Below are 17,788 nucleotides of genomic sequence, written 5' to 3' on the forward strand. Positions count from 1 at the left end.
CTGTCAGCGACTCACCGATCACCTCCCTGAAAGGCACTTCATGAGTACTGCACCGCTCTCTTTCGACCTGGACTCAAACCTGGACCTCGATGATTTCGACCCGGACTACGTCGAGGTTGAACTCGTCGTCTTTGACATGGCCGGCACGACCGTGAGCGATGACGGCCTCGTCGAGCGGGCCTTCGTGCTGGCAGCGCAACGCAGCGGCATCGCCGACACCGCCGACGCCTTGGACGAGGCCGTCGCCTTCGTGCGGGAAACTATGGGCCAGTCCAAGCTTGATGTCTTTCGCGAACTCACAGACACCGAAGAGGCGGCCGTAGCAGCCACCAATGTTTTTGAAACCGCCTATGGCGAACTTGTCGAGCGGGTCGGGGTGACGGCGGTCGACGGCGCGGCCGACCTGTTTCAGGAGCTGCGCGACAACGGCCTGAAAGTTGCCCTGGTTACCGGTTTTTCCCGTGCAACCCAGGACATGCTGATTAACGCGCTCGGCTGGAGCGATCTGATCGACGTGAGCCTGTGCCCGGCCGAAGCCGGTCGCGGCCGCCCCTATCCTGACTTGCCGCTCACCGCCCTGTTGCGCACCGGAACGTCCAGCGTCGCCGCGATGGTCGTCGTGGGAGACACTGCCAGCGACATGCTGTCCGGGCTGAGCGCGGGTGCTGGCCTCGTGGTCGGCGTGCGCACGGGCACCCATGACACCGAGATCCTTGAGGTTGCCGGGGCTGACGTGGTCATTGACAGTGTGGCCGACCTTGCCGAGTTGCTCGGCCTGCGTGAGGAAACGATCGAGTAGTCATGTTGCAATCCGACCCGCCCTCAAGGCCACCGTCGACGGACGGGATGCTGTCGACCGCTCCTGGGAATGCACTGCCGCTGAGCGGCTACCGGCTCGGCCGCGAGATCGTGCTGCCGCGCGCTGCCGAGGCGATGGTCTGGTCGGGAGTCGGCCTGCCGCTGGAGTGCGTGGCGGTGCCAGGAGTGCTACTGCGTCCCGGTGACGTGCTGGTCGAGGTCGAGTTGGTGACGGTTTGCAGATCCGACGTGCATGCGGCGTTGGGTCACCGCCCGGCCGCGAAGCCGCTAGTGCTCGGCCACGAGCAGGTCGGCCGCATCGTCGCGACCGGCGACCAGGCATATGCCGCAAATGGAATACCTCTGCGGGTGGGGCAGCGCGTGGTGTGGTCGGTCATCGTGAGCTGTGGAACGTGCCCGCGTTGCCGTCGCGGAGTCCCGCAAAATTGCCGCGAGCTGGCGAAATACGGTCACGAACGGATGCAGCGGGGCTGGGAACTCAGCGGCAGCTTCGCCACCCACGTGCAGGTGCGTGCCGGCACGGCGATTGTGGTGGTGGACGAGCAGGTTCCGGCGTCGGTTCTAGCACCGGCCTCCTGCGCGACCGCGACGGTCGTCGCCGCGCTGGCAGCGGCGTCCGCTCTGGTGCCGCTGGCCGGAGCCACGGTGCTGCTGACCGGTGCGGGGATGCTCGGGCTGACGGCCTGCTCCATGGCGACGGACGCCGGTGCCCTCGTGGTCGTGACCGACCCGGATGCTGCGCGCCGACAGCTTGCACTGGCCTTCGGTGCTGCCGCCGTTGCTGACCCGAGTGCACCCTGCGAGTCGCCGACCGGGGTGGCGAGCGTGCTCGCGGCGCTGCAGGATGCCGGTGCGGCCGAGCCGACGATTGCCCTGGAACTGAGCGGTGCCGGAACGGCGGTACAGACCGTCATTGACCTGATCGGCATCGGCGGAGTTGTCGTGCTGGTCGGGAGCGTTTCGCCGGGCGAGCCGGTGCTGCTCGACCCGGAGTCGATGGTGTGCCGCCTGATCACGCTGCGGGGTGTGCATAACTACACGCCGGCCGATCTGCAGCAGGCGGTGACCTATCTCAGCGGCGGCTGGCATCGGCATCCGTTTTCGGCGCTGGTGGGTACGACGTTCCCTCTCGAGAAAGCGGATGCTGCTCTCGCGCTGGCCGCAACCACCCACCACCCCCGCGTCGGCATCACGCCGCAGCAGCCGGCGATGCTCGGCTGACCTCGCTGCGAAAGCACCCCTCAGTCGACCGGGCGCTGCCCCGAAAGAGGCTAGCTGGCGCCGCCGGTTGGGCCAAGTGTGAGCAGCGTGGCCATGATCGACACCAGGGCGACCGCCATGGCAGTCACGAGCAGCACCGGGCGGGCCAGTGCCCAGCGCAACAGAGCGCTCACCCGGGTCTGGTCACGGGGATCGTCGGTGCGAGTACGGCGCCAATCGCCGTCGAGCAGGCCATTCTTCTCTAGCCCGCGGTCAAGAAAGATCGTGACAAACGGAACAATCGCGGTGACCATGGCGATCGCGGTGAGCTTCGGGCCCCAGTGCTGGTTGGCGCCGACGAACCCGGCCGTCAGCCCGAAGGCGATGAAGACGAGGCCGTGCAGGAACCCGCCGATCTGCACCCCGAGCTCACCGACCTGCAGCACATATTTCATGAGCATTCCGGCGATGAGCAGCGTCCACGTGATGGCTTCGGCAATGGCGACGGAACGAAACAGCAGGCGCGGGGTCATGGTGACTTTCGACTCGGGGCGGGCAGGGGGATGTCCATCGTCGCAGTCGTGTCTGAACAGGCGCCGCAGTCCTGAGCGTTCGCCGCAAAACATGCAGAACTCCTTCCCGAACTCGCAGGTCGGAACGGCCACCGCCTCGAACAACTACTTCCGCCAGATTGGTGCCTCCATCGGCTCTGCCGTGGTCGGCAACCTGTTCGCCGCACGTCTGACCGAGGTGTTGACCGAGCGGATGCCCGCCGGTGCTGCCGGCGCGGTCAACTCGTTCACCCCGGCCATGGTGCGCGACCTTCCCGAGGCCGCCCGCCAGATCATCATCGGCGGCTACAACGACGCACTGACCGGTCTTCCTCTGTCTAGTGCCGCTCATCATGGTCGCGGTCATCCTGCGCTGCTTCGTCACCGAGAAGCCGCTCGCCACCGCAATCGAGCACGACCTACTGACCGAGACCCTCGACACGGATGGTGCAACTCACGCTTGCCCGGAGGCTGCGGCTGAGCCGGTAGCATCCGCTCGACCGGGCGTGCCGGCGAAGTAACCGCAAGTACGTCGATCGTGGCCCCTGGGTCATGAGTGCCCTCACAGCTCTTGAACCAGGGGACATCGCCATGCCCGCGCGAGACACAGGCAGCAAACGGCAGCATGACGGGTGCGCGCCCGGGTGCCGACCGCCGTCGAGCGGTTGCTGCCCGCGCTGCTACCGTGATCGTATGCGCACGCCTTCGCTCCGCCCCGACCTCTCGGACGCGGCGTGATCGGAATCGTGCTCGCCCTCGTCTCGGCCGCGGCCTACGGCATGAGCGACTTTCTTGGCGGCATTGCATCCCGCCGCGTGGCCGCATTGCGGGTCGTACTCCTGTCGTATCCGATCTCGACCGTGATCATCGCCATCGTCGCGGCTTTCGTCGACGGCGAGTTCTCGTGGCCGTCGATGCTGTTCGGCGCGGCGTCCGGCCTGGTGATGGCCTTGGCCATGTGGTGGTTCTACATCGCCCTCGCCGAGGGTCCGATGAGCATAGTGTCGCCACTGACCGCCGTGATCGTTGCCGGCATTCCGGTCATTGTGGGTGTGCTGATCGGGGAGCGGCCTTCGGTCATCTCCTACGCCGGAATTGCGCTGGCGATCGTCGCGGTGATCTTGGTGAGCCGGGAGCCGAAAGGTGTCGCGGACCACACCGTTTCTGGGGCCGATGCTCCGCGGTTCACCCGCCGGGTGGGCTGGTTCACGGTAGGATCCGGCGTCTGCTTCGCCCTGAGTTTTGTCTTCACGCACCAGATCGAGGTCGGCACCGGGCTGTGGCCGCTGGTCGTGGCGCGCACCGTGGCATCCGTTATCGTCATCGCGGTGGCGACCGGAACCCGGCAGTTGGGCAGGCCGCCGCTGACGATTCTCTGCTTCGCCGTACTCGTGGCGATGCTCGATGTCATTGCCACGATCACGCTGCTCTACGCACTTCAGGGTGGCTTGCTGTCGCTGGTGTCGGTGCTCGTGTCGCTCTACCCGGCCGTGACCGTGCTGCTCGCGGTGCTCGTGCTTAAGGAACGGGTCGGTCGCTGGCAGGTCGCCGGCATGGGCCTCGTCCTGGTCGCGGTCGTCGCCATAGCGGCCAACGGCTAGCTGCACGATTGCGCTTACGCGCCGACGAGCGCCCGCGCGATCACCGAGGTAAAGAAAACGAGGCCGTCGACGCCGCTGGCCATCGCCGCGTCCGTGTCGGGTCCGAAGCCAGCCTCGACAGCGTGCTCGGGGTGCGGCATGAGGCCGACGACGTTGCCGCGGGCATTGGTTACTCCGGCAATGTCGTTTAGCGAGCCGTTCGGGTTGTCGAGGTAGCGAGCCACGATGCGGCCTTCACCCTCAAGCGCTTTGAGGGTCTCGGCCGAGGCCATGAATGAGCCCTCGCCGTTCTTGAGCGGAATGACGATTTCGGCGTTGGCTTCGAAACCGTTGGTCCAGTCGCTCGCGTTGTTCTCAATGCGCAGGCCCTGGTCCCGGCAGATGAAGCGGCCCTTGTCGTTCCGAATGAGTCCGCCGTCGAGCAGGTGGGCTTCGGTGAGCATCTGGAATCCATTGCAGATTCCGAGCACCGGCATGCCCTTGTTGGCCGCGTCGATGACCTCGGTCATGATCGGTGAGAGGCTCGCGATGGCCCCGGCCCGCAGGTAATCGCCGTAGCTGAAACCGCCGGGCAGTACCAGCGCGTCGACGCCGTGCAGGTCGTGGTCGCCGTGCCAGAGGGCGACGGCGTCGGCGCCAGCCAGGCGAATCGCGCGCGCGGCGTCACGATCGTCGAGCGAGCCAGGAAAGGTGACGACGCCGATCCGCATCAGGCGACCGCTGTCGAGGGGGCGTCCTGCACGTGGATGCCGACGACATCCTCGATCACGGAATTGGACAGCACGCTGTCGGCGAGCTCGCGCACGGCGGCGAGGGTCGCGGCATCCGTTTCACCGTCGAGGGAAATCTCGAAGCGCTTGCCGACGCGCACACCGGTGACGTTGGCCAGCGCTGACTGGGTCTGGCCGAGGCGACCGAGGGCGCCGGCGACGGCCTTGCCCTGGGGGTCAAGCAACTCAGCCTTGGGCATTACTTCGACGACGATCGTTGGCACAGGGCACTCCGCATACAGTCTGGGGCTATTAGTCGTGGCAAATCACTGCAATTCTACAGGTCGAGCCCGACCGGGCACGCCGGTTTACTGGCTCAGCCCGCTTTGGCCGAGCAGAATGCCGCGCAGCACGTCACGCACGGCGGCCAGGCCGTCGTAGGTTTCGACAAAGCTCGTACTGAGCGGTGCCAACCCGAGCCGCAGCCCGTTTGGGGCACGAAAGTCGGGAATCACATCGTTGTCCCACAGAATCCTGGTCACCTGACGCATGAGCGGATGGTTGATCGTCACGTGGCCGCCGCGATGCGTTTGCTCCCGCGGCGACGCCACAGTGACGCCCATGGGCGTAAGCCACTCGTCGACCAGGGCGATTGCGAACTCGGTCAGCGCCACCGACTTCGCGCGCACCGACTCGATCGTCGCCTCGTCGAGAATGGCGATCACGTCCTGCATCGCGAGCATGCCCAGCACGGCGGGTGTCCCGCTCATGAATCGACGGATACCGGTGGCCGGCCGATACTCCGGCCCCATTTCAAAGATGGCCTGCGCTCCCATCCAGCCCTGAATCGGCTGGGTCAGCACATCCTGCAGGTCACTCTTGACGTAGCCGAAGGCCGGCGCGCCGGGCCCGCCACTCAGGTACTTGTAGGAGCAGCCGACCGCGAGGTCGACGTCGCAGAGGTCGAGCTGTACCGGAACCGAGCCGACCGAATGGCTCAGGTCCCAGAGCACGAGCGCGTCGTGTTCGTGGGCGATGGCGGTGGTCGCCCGCATGTCGGCGAGGTAGCCGGAACGGTAGGCGACATGGCTGAGCAGCACCAGCGAGGTCTGCGGCCCTACGACCTGGCGCACCTGCTCGGTCGTGACGCCACCCTCCGGATCGGAGTCGATCCAGCGCAGCGTGAGGCCACGCTCCCGCGCGATGCCCTCGAGAATATAGCGGTCGGTGGGGAAGTTATCGCTGTCGACCACGATCTCGGTGCGGTTCGGGCGGGAATCTACCGCGGCGCGGGCCAGTTTGTAGAGCAGTACGGTCGTCGAGTCACCGACAAACACCTGTCCGGCGGCCGCGCCGAGGCAGGCCCGGCCGAGGTCGTCGCCGATCTGCAGGGGCAACTCCATCCACTGCTCGTCCCAGCCGCGAATGAGTCGCGTGCCCCAGTCTTGCTGCAGAAAGTTGGCGATGCGTTCGGCGCTCGCCCGCAATGGGCGACCGAGCGAGTTGCCGTCGAGGTAAGAACGGGGGTTGGCGGTCTCCGGGCCGGCGTCGGTGCCGAGAAAACGGCCGCGGTAGTGCGCCAGGCCGTCGATGCGGTCCATTCGGCGCGCGAAGGTGAGCTGGGCGTCCAGGCCGGTTGCTCCGGCAAGGGTGGGCGTCATTCGAGTACCTCGAGTTCTGAGGGGGTGAGGGCGCGGGCGCTGCCGAGCCACTCGGTAAATTCGTCTGGATCGCGTGGGCGCTCGCCCGGAATGAAGGTAACCCGCGTGTCGGCGAGGGCCAGACCGAGCGGTGCCCGCGGGCACAGGGCGGCCAGGACGTCGTCTGTGGTCAGTCCGGCGCCGAGCAGGGCGCTGATCTCCCGACGGTTGATGCCGAGTGGGAGCGGCCCGTTGCCGAGGTCGGTGCCGTAGAGCACCCGACCGCCATTGCAGTGAAACCGGCGCAGATTGTCACTGGCAAGTTCGAAGGCGTCGGTCTGCGTGCCCCAGCCGTGAACGTCGAGGGTGCTGATCCAAGTCATGCTGGTCGCCATCGCGGTCAGAAGGTCGTCGGCGAGGTGTTCCGAGAACGGCGTGTGCGCGAACGCATCGACTCCCGCAGCGAAGGCCCGATCGGCCTGCCCGGCGCCCTCGGCGTGCGCCACGACCGGTAGGCCGAGTTCGTGGGCCCGACCGATTGCTGCGGCCAGCGCCTCGGTGTTCAATACCGGACCGGCCACGGAATTCAGCGTGACCTTCAGAACGGATGCCCCCGCCGCGGCCTGCAGATCGACCGCAGCCGCAGCATCCGCGGCTGTTGCAGCCTCGCTGCACCAATCGGGTTCGGCCCAACCGGACTGGCTCGGGTAGCCGCCCGGCGCCGTGAGGAATTGGTGGGCATATGCGACATCGGGCATGGATCTGCTTGGGGTGGCTGGTGCCCACCCGCCCAGGTCGATCACCCGGGCGATGCCGCCGTCGACCAGCTGGCCCGGATCAATCAGGGCTAGGTGCACGTGAGCGTCGAGAAAGCCCCGATAGATCGCACCCCGCCCGTGCAGAAAATGGCCGGTCACGCGCCGATCTCCGTGCGCACCGCAAACAGCTCCGGAAAGAACGTGAGTTCGAGGGCCTTGTGCAGAAAAGCCGCGCCGCTCGAACCGCCGGTGCCGTGCTTCATTCCGATGATGCGCTGCACGGTCTTCAAGTGGCGAAAGCGCCAGAGTTGAAAGTTGTCTTCGAGGTCCACGAGTTCTTCGCACGCCTCGTAGGCGGCCCAATTCTCGGAAGCGTTCTCGTATATTCCGCGAAAGGTATGCACGAGTTCGGGGTTAAACGTCCAGGCCTCGGTGACGTCGCGGTCGAGGATGGCGGCCGGAATGTCGAAGCCCGCGCGGTGCAGGTAACGCAGAAATTCGTCGTACAGGCTCGGTGCCTCGAGCATGTCGGTTAGCAGTGCGTGTGCCGGGGCATCTGCTTCAAAGACCGTGAGCATGCGGCGGTTCTTGTTGCCGAGGGCGAATTCGACCGCACGGTACTGGTACGACTGAAACCCGCTCGAATTACCGAGAAAGTGCCGAAACTGCGTGTATTCAGTCGGGGTGAGGGTAGCGAGCACCGACCACTGCTCGGTCAGCGTGCGCTGGATGTGTTTGACCCGGGCAATGCCCTTGAGGGCCGGTGCGAGTTGATCCTGGCGTAGCGCTTCGATGGCTGCACGAAGCTCATGCAGCACGAGCTTGAGCCACAGTTCGGTGGTCTGGTGCGCAATGATGAACAACAGCTCATCGTGGTGTTCCGGAACGCTGACCGGATTCTGCGCATGGAGCAGTGTGGGCAGATCAAGGTAGGCCCCATAGCTCATCTTCTCTCGAAAATCGGTGACGATCTCGGGGTCAAACTCGCGGGTGTTGTTTTTAAGGGTCATGGGTTCCGTTCGGCTTGTTCAAATTGTGCGCAGGTTGCGGCGGCGGGCGCAACACCGGGGGCGAACCGCACAGGTCGAAGTTCTAGACTGGATCGCATGACCTCGCCGACCCGAAAGCCCCAGGATGGCGTGCCGGCTCTCTCTGTGGCCGAGAAGAATGCACCGCCCCGTCGCCGCGACGCCCGGCTGAACCGCGACCGTCTCATCATCAGCGCGCGTGCCCTGATCGCCCAGCACGGCGTCGACGCATCGCTCGAAGAGATCGCCCGCCAGGCCGAGGTCGGCGTGGCTACTCTGTATCGCAACTTTACGACCAGGGACGATCTGGTTCGCAATCTCTACGACCTAGCCCTCGCTGAGCTACACGCGGTGCGCGGCGAAATCGAGACCGCGCCCACGCCGTGGGACGCGCTCGTCGTCTATACCGAACGGGTCGCCGAATGGCTCGTCGCCGACCCGTCGCTGCCGCCGATTCTGCGGCGCATGGCCCAGCTTGACCCGTCGGCGCGGCCAGCCGCCGAGTTCGACGGCTTTATCGCTAGCCTGGTCGCGCGTGCGAAGAAGGACGGCACCCTGCGCCGCGACGTCGACGCGGTCGATCTCGCCGTGCTCGTCACCATGGTCGGGTCACTCGGCAGTCTCGGTGACGGCTTTGCCGGTCAATGGCGACGTCAGCTGTCGATCGTGCTCGACGGCCTGCGTGCGGCGGATGCGCCCCGTCGTCCTCGGCTGCCCGGTCGACCGCTCAACCTGAAGGACTATCAGGCGACCGTGCACGGCCTCACGCGGCGGGCGGCTCGCGCGGCCCGCTGAGCGCATGTAGGGGGAAAGTCGCGCCAATCGGTACAGCCGGCCTTAGGGCGTCGAGACCGTTTCAGCGGATGCTGCCTCGTCGGCGGTACTATCAGCCGCGCGCACGCGGATGCGGTTGGCCCAGGGGTCGTCGAAGCTGAGGGTCTGCCCGTCGTTACGGGTCTCGACTTTGTAGTGGGTCATCCGCTCATTAAGGCTATCCACATCGTTGGTGCTCGGCACGATGATGCTGACCTCGCCGAGCCCGAGGGCCAGACGGCGTTTGCCGCTGCCCGAACTCTCCCAGGTATTCATGGCCAGGTGATGGTGGTGTAGCCACCGGCCGAGACGAACAGGGCGGAGGGGCCGAAATTCGCGGTCGCCTCGAAGCCGAGTCGGTTCACGTAGAACGCGCGGGCACTGGCAACGTCGCCGACCGATAGGTGCACATGGCCGACGATGGCGTGGCCTTCGCTCGGCTCCGCCGACATATGCTCCGAAATGAATGCGTTCGGATCGAGGTAGAGCGAGGCCATTTCGACCTGGCCGTGGGTCCAGCTCCACAGGGTGCGGTCGCGGTCCCAGTACAACTCGATGCCGTTACCTTCCGGATCGGTGAAGTAGAAGGCCTGGCTGACCAGGTGATCCGCGCTGCCGGTGAACGTTCCCGGGGATTTTGTGCCGATCGAGTACACGGCGGCGGCGAGGTCGGCCTGCGTGTCGAACAGAATGGCCGTGTGGTAGAGCCCGGCCGAGCGCGGCTCGGCGGCCCTGAGCTCGGGGGCGTGCTGCAGAATGACCAGCGGAACCGGGCCGCGGCCGAGCACAGCGACGGGGCCGTCCTGGCTGATGAGGTCAAGGGTCACGATGTCGCGATAGTACGCGCTCATCGCGTCGAGGTTGCCGACGCGCAGGGTCACCGCGCCCATTCCGGTGTCGGCGGCCAGCAGGTCTTTCGCAGTTAGGGTCACAGCAGGCATCAACGGATGCGCCGCCTCGGCTATTCCGGTATCTGCCCAGTTTGTGCTGCCCCCGGTCGCACGGCGCGCAGCCTGCTGCGGGATCGGCCGGGTGTGCCGCACAGCGTGTCGGGTGCCGCTAGGCACCTCAGTGCCGCCGACGGTGTGCGCCGGGTCAGGCCCGCGAGAGGAGCTCGAGCAACTCGCGGTAGCGGGCCGCGGTCTGCTCGACGATCTCGGTCGGCAGTAGGGGCGGGGCGCCGGCGCCGTCCCAGTGCGCGGCGAGCCAGTTGCGCACAATCTGCTTGTCGAAGCTCGCCATGCGCGTTTCGGGGGTAGTGCCGGTAGCCCAGGCCGAGGCATCCCAATAGCGGCTGGAGTCGCTCGTGAGCACCTCGTCGGCGAGTACGGTCACGCCGGTCTGCCGGTCGGCGCCGAATTCGAATTTGGTGTCGGCGAGAATAACGCCGGCCTGCTCCGCGATCGCGCCGGCGGTAGCGAACAGGGCGAGCGACAGGTCGCGCAGCTCGGCGGCGACGTCCGGCCCGACGAGCTCGACCGTGCGCTCGAATGAGATGTTCTCGTCGTGCTGGCCCATCGGGGCCTTCCACGCCGGAGTATAGATGGGTTCGGGTAGGCGGTCGCCGTTCTGCAGGCCGGCCGGAAGCGCAATGCCACACACCGACTGAGATTCGAGGTATTCTTTCCAGCCGCTGCCGGTGAGGTAGCCGCGCACGACGCACTCGATCGGGTACATGTCGAGGGTGCGGCAGAGCATGGCTCGGCCGGCCACGGCGGCGGGAATCAGCTCGCGCACCGAGCTACCGACGAGTTCATGGTCGGCGACGAGGTGGTTGGGAACGGTGGTCAACCGGTCGAACCACCACAGGCTCAGGCTGGTCAGCAGTTCGCCCTTGCCCGGGATTCCGGGCTCGAGCACGTGGTCGAAGGCGCTCACGCGATCGCTGGCGACCACGAGTACCCGCGCAGCACTAGCCAGGGAGGGGGCGGCATCCGTTGTATCGATATCGTTTGCTTCGACATAGAGGTCGCGTACCTTGCCCGAGTAGGCATGAACCCATCCGGGCAGTTCGCGGGCGATGGATACTGTCGGCTGCGCGGATTCATTCACGCTTGTATTCTCTCCTACTTCAGCAGGGCAACGTCGGAGACGAGCTCGATGTGCGAGAGCATCGCCGCGCTCGCGGCCGCGACGTCCTGCGCCCGGATCGCCGCAGTGATCGCGCGGTGTGAGACCAGAGACTGCTCGGGCCGGCCGGGCTGGGCCAGGGATTCCAGTCGCGTTTCGAGAATCATCTCGGCGATGAAGGTCATGAGCTGGGCGAGCACGGGGGAGTGCGCGGCCGCCGTGACGGCCTGGTGAAAGAGTTCGTCACCGTGCGCGCCGCGGTCGCCGACGGCGATTTCGTCGGCCATCACCTGCAGCGCGTTCTCGATCGCGACCAGGTCGGCATCGGTTCGACGTAGCGTAGCGAGTTCGGCCAGCTTCACCTCGAGGGTGCTGCGGGCCTCAACGATTTCCGGCAGTCGATTCCGGTGGTCGCGGAGTCCCTTGATAACCGTCGCGATGCTCGGCCGGTAGACGAGTACGGCGCCGGTGCCGTGCTGAACATCGATGACTCCGAGCACCTCGAGGGCGACGAGTGCTTGCGCCAAAGTGGCGCGCGAGACGCCAAGACGTTCCGCGAGATCGCGCTCCGCGGGCAGTAGGTCGCCGGGGCCCAAGTGAGCAGACTCGATATAAGAGAGTAGCTGCGCCACAAGTTGTTCATACAGCCGGGGTTTCGACACTCGCGACAAAGGCTGCGTTTCAAATTCCTGGGCCACGCGTATGCCTCCCACATCGAAGTCTGACCCTTAGGGTACACGGGTCTTGACAAACTCACCTACTATCCAGGAGGCTAGTCCAGTGAGCCAATGGTCCACATTCGCCTTAATTATGGAGGAACAAAGATGTCCGCTCCCATCATTTCGATCATCATCCTGGCGGTGATGTTTTTGACCGCCACACTACTTCCCGTCAACATGGGGGCGCTGGCCTTCGTAGGTGCGTTCCTGCTCGGCGCAGTGTTCCTCGGCATGGAGACCACCGATATTCTCGCCAACTTTCCGGGCGGGCTGTTCCTCACGCTCGTGGGGGTCACGTATCTGTTCGCGATTGCCCAAGGCAACGGCACAATCGACCTGCTGGTACGCGGCTCCGTGCGGCTTGTCGGCGGACGTGTGGCCCTTATCCCGTGGGTGATGTTCGTGATTACGGCCGTGATTACGGCCGTGGGTGCACTCTCCCCGGCCGCCGTTGCGATTGTGGCGCCTATTGCGCTGGGGTTCGCCCGCAAGTACAGGATCAGCCCGCTCCTGATGGGCATGATGGTGATCCACGGCGCGCAGGGCGGCGGCTTCTCGCCGATCGCCGTCTACGGCGTGATCGTGAACAGCCTCATCTCGACCACTGGGCTCGACGCGAGCCCTACGGCGGTATTCCTCTCGAGCCTCATCTTCAACTTCCTCATCGCCGTCGTGCTGTTCATCGTGCTGGGCGGGCAAAAGTTGATGTCGAGCAGGGTCGGACACTTTGTCGAGCAGGCCGCGGAGGCTCGTATGTCGGTGAGTGTGGGTACACGCGCTGGCGGCGACGTGGACTTCAAGGGCTTCGGCTCCGGCATCTACGGTCCCCGTGACCCGGCCGGCGCCGGCGTGCAGGCCACGGCAACACGCGGGGAGCGCATCCCGCAGCTTGTGACCATCGCGGGCCTGATCGCCCTCGCCGTGATTGCCCTCGGTTTCAAGGTGGACGTGGGCTTCGTAGCCATCACGATCGCCGTCATCCTCGCGCTCGTCTCGCCCGCCGCCCAGAAGGGCGCGGTCAACAAGATCAGTTGGTCGACCGTGCTGCTGATTTGCGGCATGCTCACGTTCGTTGGAGTGCTCGAGGAGGCTGGAACGATCGAATATATTTCGGGTGCCGTCGCCAACCTCGGCATGCCCCTGCTCGCTGCTCTTCTAATCTGTTACATTGGTGCCGTTGTCTCGGCCTTTGCGTCGTCAACCGCCATTCTGGCAGCGCTCATCCCGCTCGCGGTGCCGTTCCTCGCCACCGGGGAGATCAGCGCGATCGGCGTGATCTGCGCGCTCGCCGTGGCCTCGACCATCGTGGACGTGTCGCCCTTTTCCACCAACGGCGCCCTCGTGCTCGCTAATGCCCCGGACGGCGTGGACAAGGACCGCTTCTACAAGCAGATCCTTGGTTACAGCGGAATTGTAGTGGTGGCTGGGCCCGCCATCGCCTGGGCCGTGCTCGTGCTGCCCGGCTGGCTTTAGGTCGTCATTGCATACCGGAGATCGAGAGAGGAACGAACATGAGCACCGACACCGAAACCGCAGGCCCGCTCGCGGGCTACCTCGTTGTGGACCTGAGCCGCGCACTCGCCGGACCGCATGCGAGCATGATGCTCGCCGACCTCGGCGCGCGCGTCATCAAGGTGGAGAATCCAGGATTGGGAGACGACACCCGCGGCTGGGGACCGCCCTTCGTGGGTCCCTCTGACGATTTGCAATCCACGTATTTCCTCTCTTGCAACCGCAACAAAGAATCGATCGCCCTCGACCTTAAAAGCGACGACGGGCGCGAGGTGCTGCGCGAGCTGCTACTGCGTGCCGACGTGGTGGTCGAGAACTTTCGCCCCGGTGTTCTGGAGCGCCTCGGATTCTCACCCCAGGCGATGCACAAGCTTAATCCGTCGCTCGTCATCCTCTCGATAACCGGTTTCGGCCACGACGGCCCCGAGTCGAGCCGCAGCGGCTACGACCAAATTCTGCAGGGCGAAGCCGGTCTAATGTCGCTCACCGGCTCCGGCCCGGGGGACCCTCAACGGGTGGGGGTGCCGATTGCTGATCTACTCTCGGGCATGTACGGCGCATTCGGGCTGCTCGCAGCCCTGCTGCAGCGCGAGCGTACGGGAGAGGGGCAGATCGTTCGCACCTCGCTCCTTGCCGCGCTTGTAGGAGTGCACGCCTTCCAGGGCACCCGGGCCACGGTGGCGGGCGAGGTGCCCGAGGCCCAGGGTAACCATCATCCGTCGATTGCACCGTACGGTCTATTTGAGTGCCGTAACGGCAGCGTACAGATTAGCGTCGGAAGTGAGAAGCTTTGGAACACCTTCGCGGCCGAGTTCGGCCTCGATCCCGTCCGAGCTGAGTGGGCTACCAACGCGCGCCGAGTACGAAACCGGAACGGTCTATTAGCTTCGATAACGGATGCCTTCGCTCATTTCGACGCCGTGCCGTTGCTGCAGAAGCTTGCCGACGCCGGAATTCCGGCCGGGAAGGTGCGCTCATTGGACGAGGTTTATAAATGGCCTCAGGTGTTGTCGCAGGGCCTGTTGATCGACGTGGAACATGATGTGCTTGGTCAGATCAGCCTTCCGGGGCCGCCGCTGCGGTTTTTCAGCACCGCCGACACCGCCGAAACGACCAACACCACGCATTCCGCTCCGCCCCTGCTCGACCAGCACGGCACCGACATCCGCACCTGGCTCAACCGCTCATTGGAAGGAACCGCACCATGACAACCGAATCTGTACTGGCAACTCGCCACCTCACCGCTTCGGAGCTCGTTGACGTCGTGCTCGACACGGGGTCCTTCACGAGCTGGGACCAGCCCGTGGTTGATCCCGACCCGGACGAGGCTTACCGGCTTGATTTGAAGAAGGCTCGACAGAAGAGTGGCACCGACGAATCCGTACTGACCGGCGAGGGCCTGATCCGCGGTCATCGAGTGGCGATCGTGGTGAGCGAGTTCGCGTTCTTGGCCGGATCGATCGGGCTCTCCGCTGCGGACCGCATTGTTGACGCGATCGAACGCGCCACCTGTGAGGGGTTGCCGGTACTGGCCGGGCCAGCGTCGGGCGGTACCCGCATGCAGGAGGGGACGCTGGCCTTTCTCTCCATGGTGAAAATCACCGCCGCAGTACGGGCGCACCGAGACGCGGGGCATCCGTATCTTGTCTATCTGCGGCACCCCACCACGGGCGGGGTCATGGGCTCTTGGGGCTCGCTCGGGCACGTCACGGTGGCGGAGCCGGGCGCGCTGCTCGGGTTCCTGGGCCCGCGCGTCTACGAAGCGCTCTACGGAAAGAAGTTTCCGGAGAACGTGCAGGTTGCCGAAAACTTGTTTAACCATGGCTTGATCGACGCCGTCGTCCCGCCCGAGGAACTGCCGGAAATCATCGACCGCGCGCTCACCATCCTGATCGGCAAAGCAACAGTGCCGGTGGCGGCTCCGGAGACCGTGCGGGTGCGGCCCTCTCCCGTTGGCGCGTGGGCCTCTATCCAGATCTCGCGCAACCCGCGCCGGCCTGACCTACGCCAGCTACTCGCCCACGGCGCTTATGACGTGCTCCCGCTCAACGGCACGGGCGAGGGCGAGAACGATCCAGGGCTCATCCTCGCCTTGGCGCGGTTCGGGCGGCAGAGCTGCATCGTTCTGGGCCACGTCCGGCCGCGGCCCTCGCAAGACACGAAGATGGGCCCGGCGTCCCTGCGCGAGGCCCGCCGGGGTATGCGCCTTGCCGAAGAACTCGGCTTGCCGCTGCTCACCGTGATCGACACCGCCGGGGCAGCCTTGTCGAAGGAGGCCGAGGAGGGCGGTATGGCTGGCGAAATCGCTCGGTCCCTGCACGAGCTCATCGGCCTTCGATCGGCCACAGTCTCGGTGCTACTCGGCCAGGGGGCCGGCGGCGGGGCGCTCGCGCTCCTGCCAGCCGACCGTACGATCGCAGCGCAGCACTCGTGGCTGTCACCGTTGCCGCCTGAGGGCGCGAGCGCTATCGTGCACCGAACGACGGGGTTCGCGCCGGCAATGTCCGAGGCGCAGGGCGTGAACGTTGCGTCGCTCTTTGCCAACGGGATTGTCGACCACATCGTCGACGAGCGCCCGGATGCAGCCGAGGAGGGACGGGCATTCTGCCAGCGGATGGCGGCGGCCATCGAATTTGAGCTCTTCACGCTTTCAAGCGTGCCGGTAGCCGAGCTGCTGCCGCGCCGGGTATCGAAGTTTCGTGCGATGGGGCGACGCGCTTAAGCCCGCTGGAGGGCGATGACATCGACGGCGAATTTCTTGTCGAGCCGTGAGTTTGGGGCTCATTCTCGCGGCTCGGTGGACCACATCGCGCGGATGCCGCGAGTCGGGCGGCTCAGGCCACCCGAGCCGCGATATCCGTGCGAAAGTGGGCGCCGGCCAGGGACACGTGGCCGAGTGCCTCGTAGGCCCGGGCCCGGGCCTGGGCGAAGGAGTCACCGACGGCGACGACGCTGAGCACCCGGCCTCCGGTAGACAGGAGCGTGCCGTCGCCCCGCTGGGTCGCGGCGTGCGCGATTGTGACCCCGTCCACGGCCAGGGCGGCGTCGAGTCCGGTGATTTCGCGTCCGACGAGCGGGGTTTCCGGATAATTTTCGCTTGCGAGCACGACGGTGACGGCCACGTCGGCCGAAAAGATCGGCCGGGGCAGCGACCCGAGGACGCCGGTCGCCGCGGCGAACAGCAGCCCGGAAAGCGGGGTGACCAGGCGCGGAAGTACGACCTGAGTCTCTGGATCTCCGAAACGCGCGTTGAATTCGATGACGCGAATGCCGGCATCCGTCAAAATAAGGCCGCAGTAAAGCAGTCCGACGAACGGGGTGCCCTCGGCGGAGAGCTGGCGCACGGTGGGCAGCGCGACGGTTTCGATGATCTCGTCGACGAACGCGTTCTCGCTGCCGAACTGAGCGTCGAGCCAGGGCAGCGGGGAGTACGCGCCCATGCCGCCGGTGTTGGGGCCGGCATCGTTGTCCAGGGCGCGCTTGTAGTCCTGGGCGGGGGAGAGCGGCAACACGTTCTCGCCGTCGCTAAGCAGAAACAGTGAAATCTCCTGGCCATCGAGAAATTCTTCGATCAACACGCTGCCGTGTTCGAGCCAGAAGGTTGCGTGGATGATCGCGGCGGCGCGATCCGCTGTGACCAGCACGCCCTTGCCCGCGGCGAGGCCGTCGGCCTTGACTACATAAGGGGCACCGAACTCATCGAGGGCGGTTTCGGCCTCCGCGAGGGTGCCTGCGCGCAGGGCGCGGCCGGTGGGAACGCCGGCCTCATCCATGATGCGTTTGGCGAAGGTTTTGCTGCCTTCGAGGGCGGCGGCGGCTTTATCGGGTCCGAACACGGCGATTCCGCGGGCGCGCAGCGCGTCGCCGACACCGGCCACGAGCGGGGCCTCAGGACCGATCACTACGAGCTCGATGCTGTGCAGCACCGCATAGTCGGTCACGGTGACGGGGTTGTTCGGATCGAGGGCGACGACCGGAACCTCGGCCGCGATTCCGGCATTGCCGGGGGCGCACTCGACGCTGGGCCGTGGCTTCTCACGGAACAGCGCGGTGATGATGGCGTGCTCGCGGGCACCGGAACCAAGGACCAGAATTTTCACCGTTTCAGGCTACCTGATGCCTCGGGCCCGCCACGGCATTACGGTGTGGGCATGCCCCTGATCCCTTCCCAGACCCTTGTCACCGTCACCGTTCCTGGCTACAGGTTGGAGGCCGCCGTCGAAGCGTTGCACCGCGCGCTGGTTCCGTACGCGGACGCGCACATAATCGCGCTCACCCAGAGCACCAATTAGATATTCGCCATGTTCGGCCGTATATCCGTTCTTGCCGTTGTGGAGTACATGCCCGCCATCTGATCCGGCAGAATG

Annotated in this window: 18 protein-coding genes and 1 pseudogene; 9 read left to right on the forward strand and 10 right to left on the reverse strand. The window is 65.7% G+C overall.

The features are described 5' to 3' along the window. Positions 1–40: 40 nt before the first annotated feature. Both CXY73_RS21015 and CXY73_RS21020 read left to right on the forward strand, forming a co-directional pair. The gene (locus CXY73_RS21015) at positions 41–799 is read left to right on the forward strand and encodes a phosphonatase-like hydrolase (protein WP_104178790.1); all 759 of its coding nucleotides are present in this window, start codon (positions 41–43) and stop codon (positions 797–799) included. Positions 800–801: 2 nt separating this feature from the next. After that, complete coding sequence (locus CXY73_RS21020) at positions 802–2,040, forward strand: alcohol dehydrogenase catalytic domain-containing protein (RefSeq protein WP_233198512.1); 1,239 nt, start codon at positions 802–804, stop codon at positions 2,038–2,040. 50 nt (positions 2,041–2,090) lie between these two features. Here CXY73_RS21020 and CXY73_RS21025 read toward each other — a convergent pair whose 3' ends face one another. Continuing rightward, positions 2,091–2,552, reverse strand: coding sequence for a DUF3817 domain-containing protein (locus tag CXY73_RS21025; protein WP_104178792.1), 462 nt, complete (start codon positions 2,550–2,552; stop codon positions 2,091–2,093). Positions 2,553–2,643: 91 nt separating this feature from the next. Between CXY73_RS21025 and CXY73_RS21030 the strand changes: the two genes are divergently transcribed. Further along, complete coding sequence (locus CXY73_RS21030; protein ID WP_104135879.1) at positions 2,644–3,051, forward strand: hypothetical protein; 408 nt, start codon at positions 2,644–2,646, stop codon at positions 3,049–3,051. Between the two features lie 253 nt (positions 3,052–3,304). Continuing rightward, a complete protein-coding gene (locus CXY73_RS21035) occupies positions 3,305–4,171 on the forward strand; it encodes an EamA family transporter (RefSeq protein WP_199184292.1) in 867 nt (288 codons plus the stop codon). Between the two features lie 14 nt (positions 4,172–4,185). Here the strand turns inward: CXY73_RS21035 and purQ are convergent, their stop codons facing one another. The 5 genes from purQ to kynA form a co-directional block, all read right to left on the reverse strand. Then, complete coding sequence (purQ, locus tag CXY73_RS21040) at positions 4,186–4,881, reverse strand: phosphoribosylformylglycinamidine synthase subunit PurQ (protein WP_104135878.1); 696 nt, start codon at positions 4,879–4,881, stop codon at positions 4,186–4,188. Then, positions 4,881–5,165 carry a phosphoribosylformylglycinamidine synthase subunit PurS gene (locus CXY73_RS21045; protein ID WP_104135877.1) on the reverse strand — a complete coding sequence of 95 codons (285 nt, stop codon included), beginning with the start codon at positions 5,163–5,165 and terminating at the stop codon, positions 4,881–4,883. Before CXY73_RS21045 ends, purQ begins: the two co-directional genes overlap by 1 nt. An 84-nt stretch (positions 5,166–5,249) precedes the next feature. Next, entirely contained in the window at positions 5,250–6,542 is a 1,293-nt protein-coding gene (locus CXY73_RS21050; protein WP_104135876.1) for a kynureninase, read from the reverse strand. Beyond that, positions 6,539–7,438, reverse strand: a complete 900-nt coding sequence (locus CXY73_RS21055) for a hypothetical protein (RefSeq protein ID WP_104178793.1) — start codon at positions 7,436–7,438, stop codon at positions 6,539–6,541. The genes CXY73_RS21050 and CXY73_RS21055 overlap by 4 nt, the downstream gene beginning before the upstream one ends. Beyond that, the gene (gene kynA / locus CXY73_RS21060) at positions 7,435–8,289 is read right to left on the reverse strand and encodes a tryptophan 2,3-dioxygenase (RefSeq protein ID WP_104178794.1); all 855 of its coding nucleotides are present in this window, start codon (positions 8,287–8,289) and stop codon (positions 7,435–7,437) included. The genes CXY73_RS21055 and kynA overlap by 4 nt, the downstream gene beginning before the upstream one ends. Before the next feature lie 96 nt (positions 8,290–8,385). Between kynA and CXY73_RS21065 the strand changes: the two genes are divergently transcribed. Further along, on the forward strand, positions 8,386–9,102 hold the full coding sequence (locus tag CXY73_RS21065; protein ID WP_158253080.1) for a TetR/AcrR family transcriptional regulator: 717 nt from the start codon (positions 8,386–8,388) through the stop codon (positions 9,100–9,102). Positions 9,103–9,144: 42 nt separating this feature from the next. Here the strand turns inward: CXY73_RS21065 and CXY73_RS21070 are convergent. The 3 genes and pseudogenes from CXY73_RS21070 to CXY73_RS21080 form a co-directional block, all read right to left on the reverse strand. Then, positions 9,145–10,061, reverse strand: a pseudogene (locus CXY73_RS21070) (VOC family protein). A gap of 154 nt (positions 10,062–10,215) precedes the next feature. Next, positions 10,216–11,172: a phosphoribosylaminoimidazolesuccinocarboxamide synthase gene (locus CXY73_RS21075; protein WP_104135872.1), complete on the reverse strand. Its 957-nt coding sequence runs from the start codon at positions 11,170–11,172 to the stop codon at positions 10,216–10,218. A 14-nt stretch (positions 11,173–11,186) separates the two neighbouring features. Beyond that, positions 11,187–11,888 (reverse strand): FadR/GntR family transcriptional regulator, encoded by a 702-nt coding sequence (locus CXY73_RS21080; RefSeq protein ID WP_104135871.1) that lies wholly within the window; start codon positions 11,886–11,888, stop codon positions 11,187–11,189. Positions 11,889–12,014: 126 nt separating this feature from the next. Here CXY73_RS21080 and CXY73_RS21085 point away from each other — a divergent pair, with 126 nt between their 5' ends. Genes CXY73_RS21085 through CXY73_RS21095 form a run of 3 tightly spaced genes read left to right on the forward strand, consistent with a single transcriptional unit; the run spans position 12,015 to position 16,143 of the window. Then, entirely contained in the window at positions 12,015–13,382 is a 1,368-nt protein-coding gene (locus tag CXY73_RS21085; protein WP_104135870.1) for an SLC13 family permease, read from the forward strand. Between the two features lie 38 nt (positions 13,383–13,420). After that, on the forward strand, positions 13,421–14,629 hold the full coding sequence (locus CXY73_RS21090) for a CaiB/BaiF CoA-transferase family protein (RefSeq protein ID WP_104135869.1): 1,209 nt from the start codon (positions 13,421–13,423) through the stop codon (positions 14,627–14,629). Beyond that, entirely contained in the window at positions 14,626–16,143 is a 1,518-nt protein-coding gene (locus CXY73_RS21095; RefSeq protein WP_104135868.1) for a carboxyl transferase domain-containing protein, read from the forward strand. The genes CXY73_RS21090 and CXY73_RS21095 overlap by 4 nt, the downstream gene beginning before the upstream one ends. 112 nt (positions 16,144–16,255) lie before the next feature. Here the strand turns inward: CXY73_RS21095 and purD are convergent, their stop codons facing one another. Beyond that, a complete protein-coding gene (gene purD / locus CXY73_RS21100; RefSeq protein ID WP_104135867.1) occupies positions 16,256–17,521 on the reverse strand; it encodes a phosphoribosylamine--glycine ligase in 1,266 nt (421 codons plus the stop codon). 51 nt (positions 17,522–17,572) lie between these two features. On the opposite strand from purD, the gene CXY73_RS22165 reads away from it, so the two are divergent. After that, positions 17,573–17,713 carry a hypothetical protein gene (locus CXY73_RS22165; RefSeq protein WP_158253079.1) on the forward strand — a complete coding sequence of 47 codons (141 nt, stop codon included), beginning with the start codon at positions 17,573–17,575 and terminating at the stop codon, positions 17,711–17,713. The last annotated feature ends 75 nt before the right edge of the window (positions 17,714–17,788 follow it).

It is taken from the genome of Cryobacterium sp. Y50 (assembly GCF_002929805.1).
In the GTDB taxonomy this organism is placed as follows: domain Bacteria; phylum Actinomycetota; class Actinomycetes; order Actinomycetales; family Microbacteriaceae; genus Cryobacterium.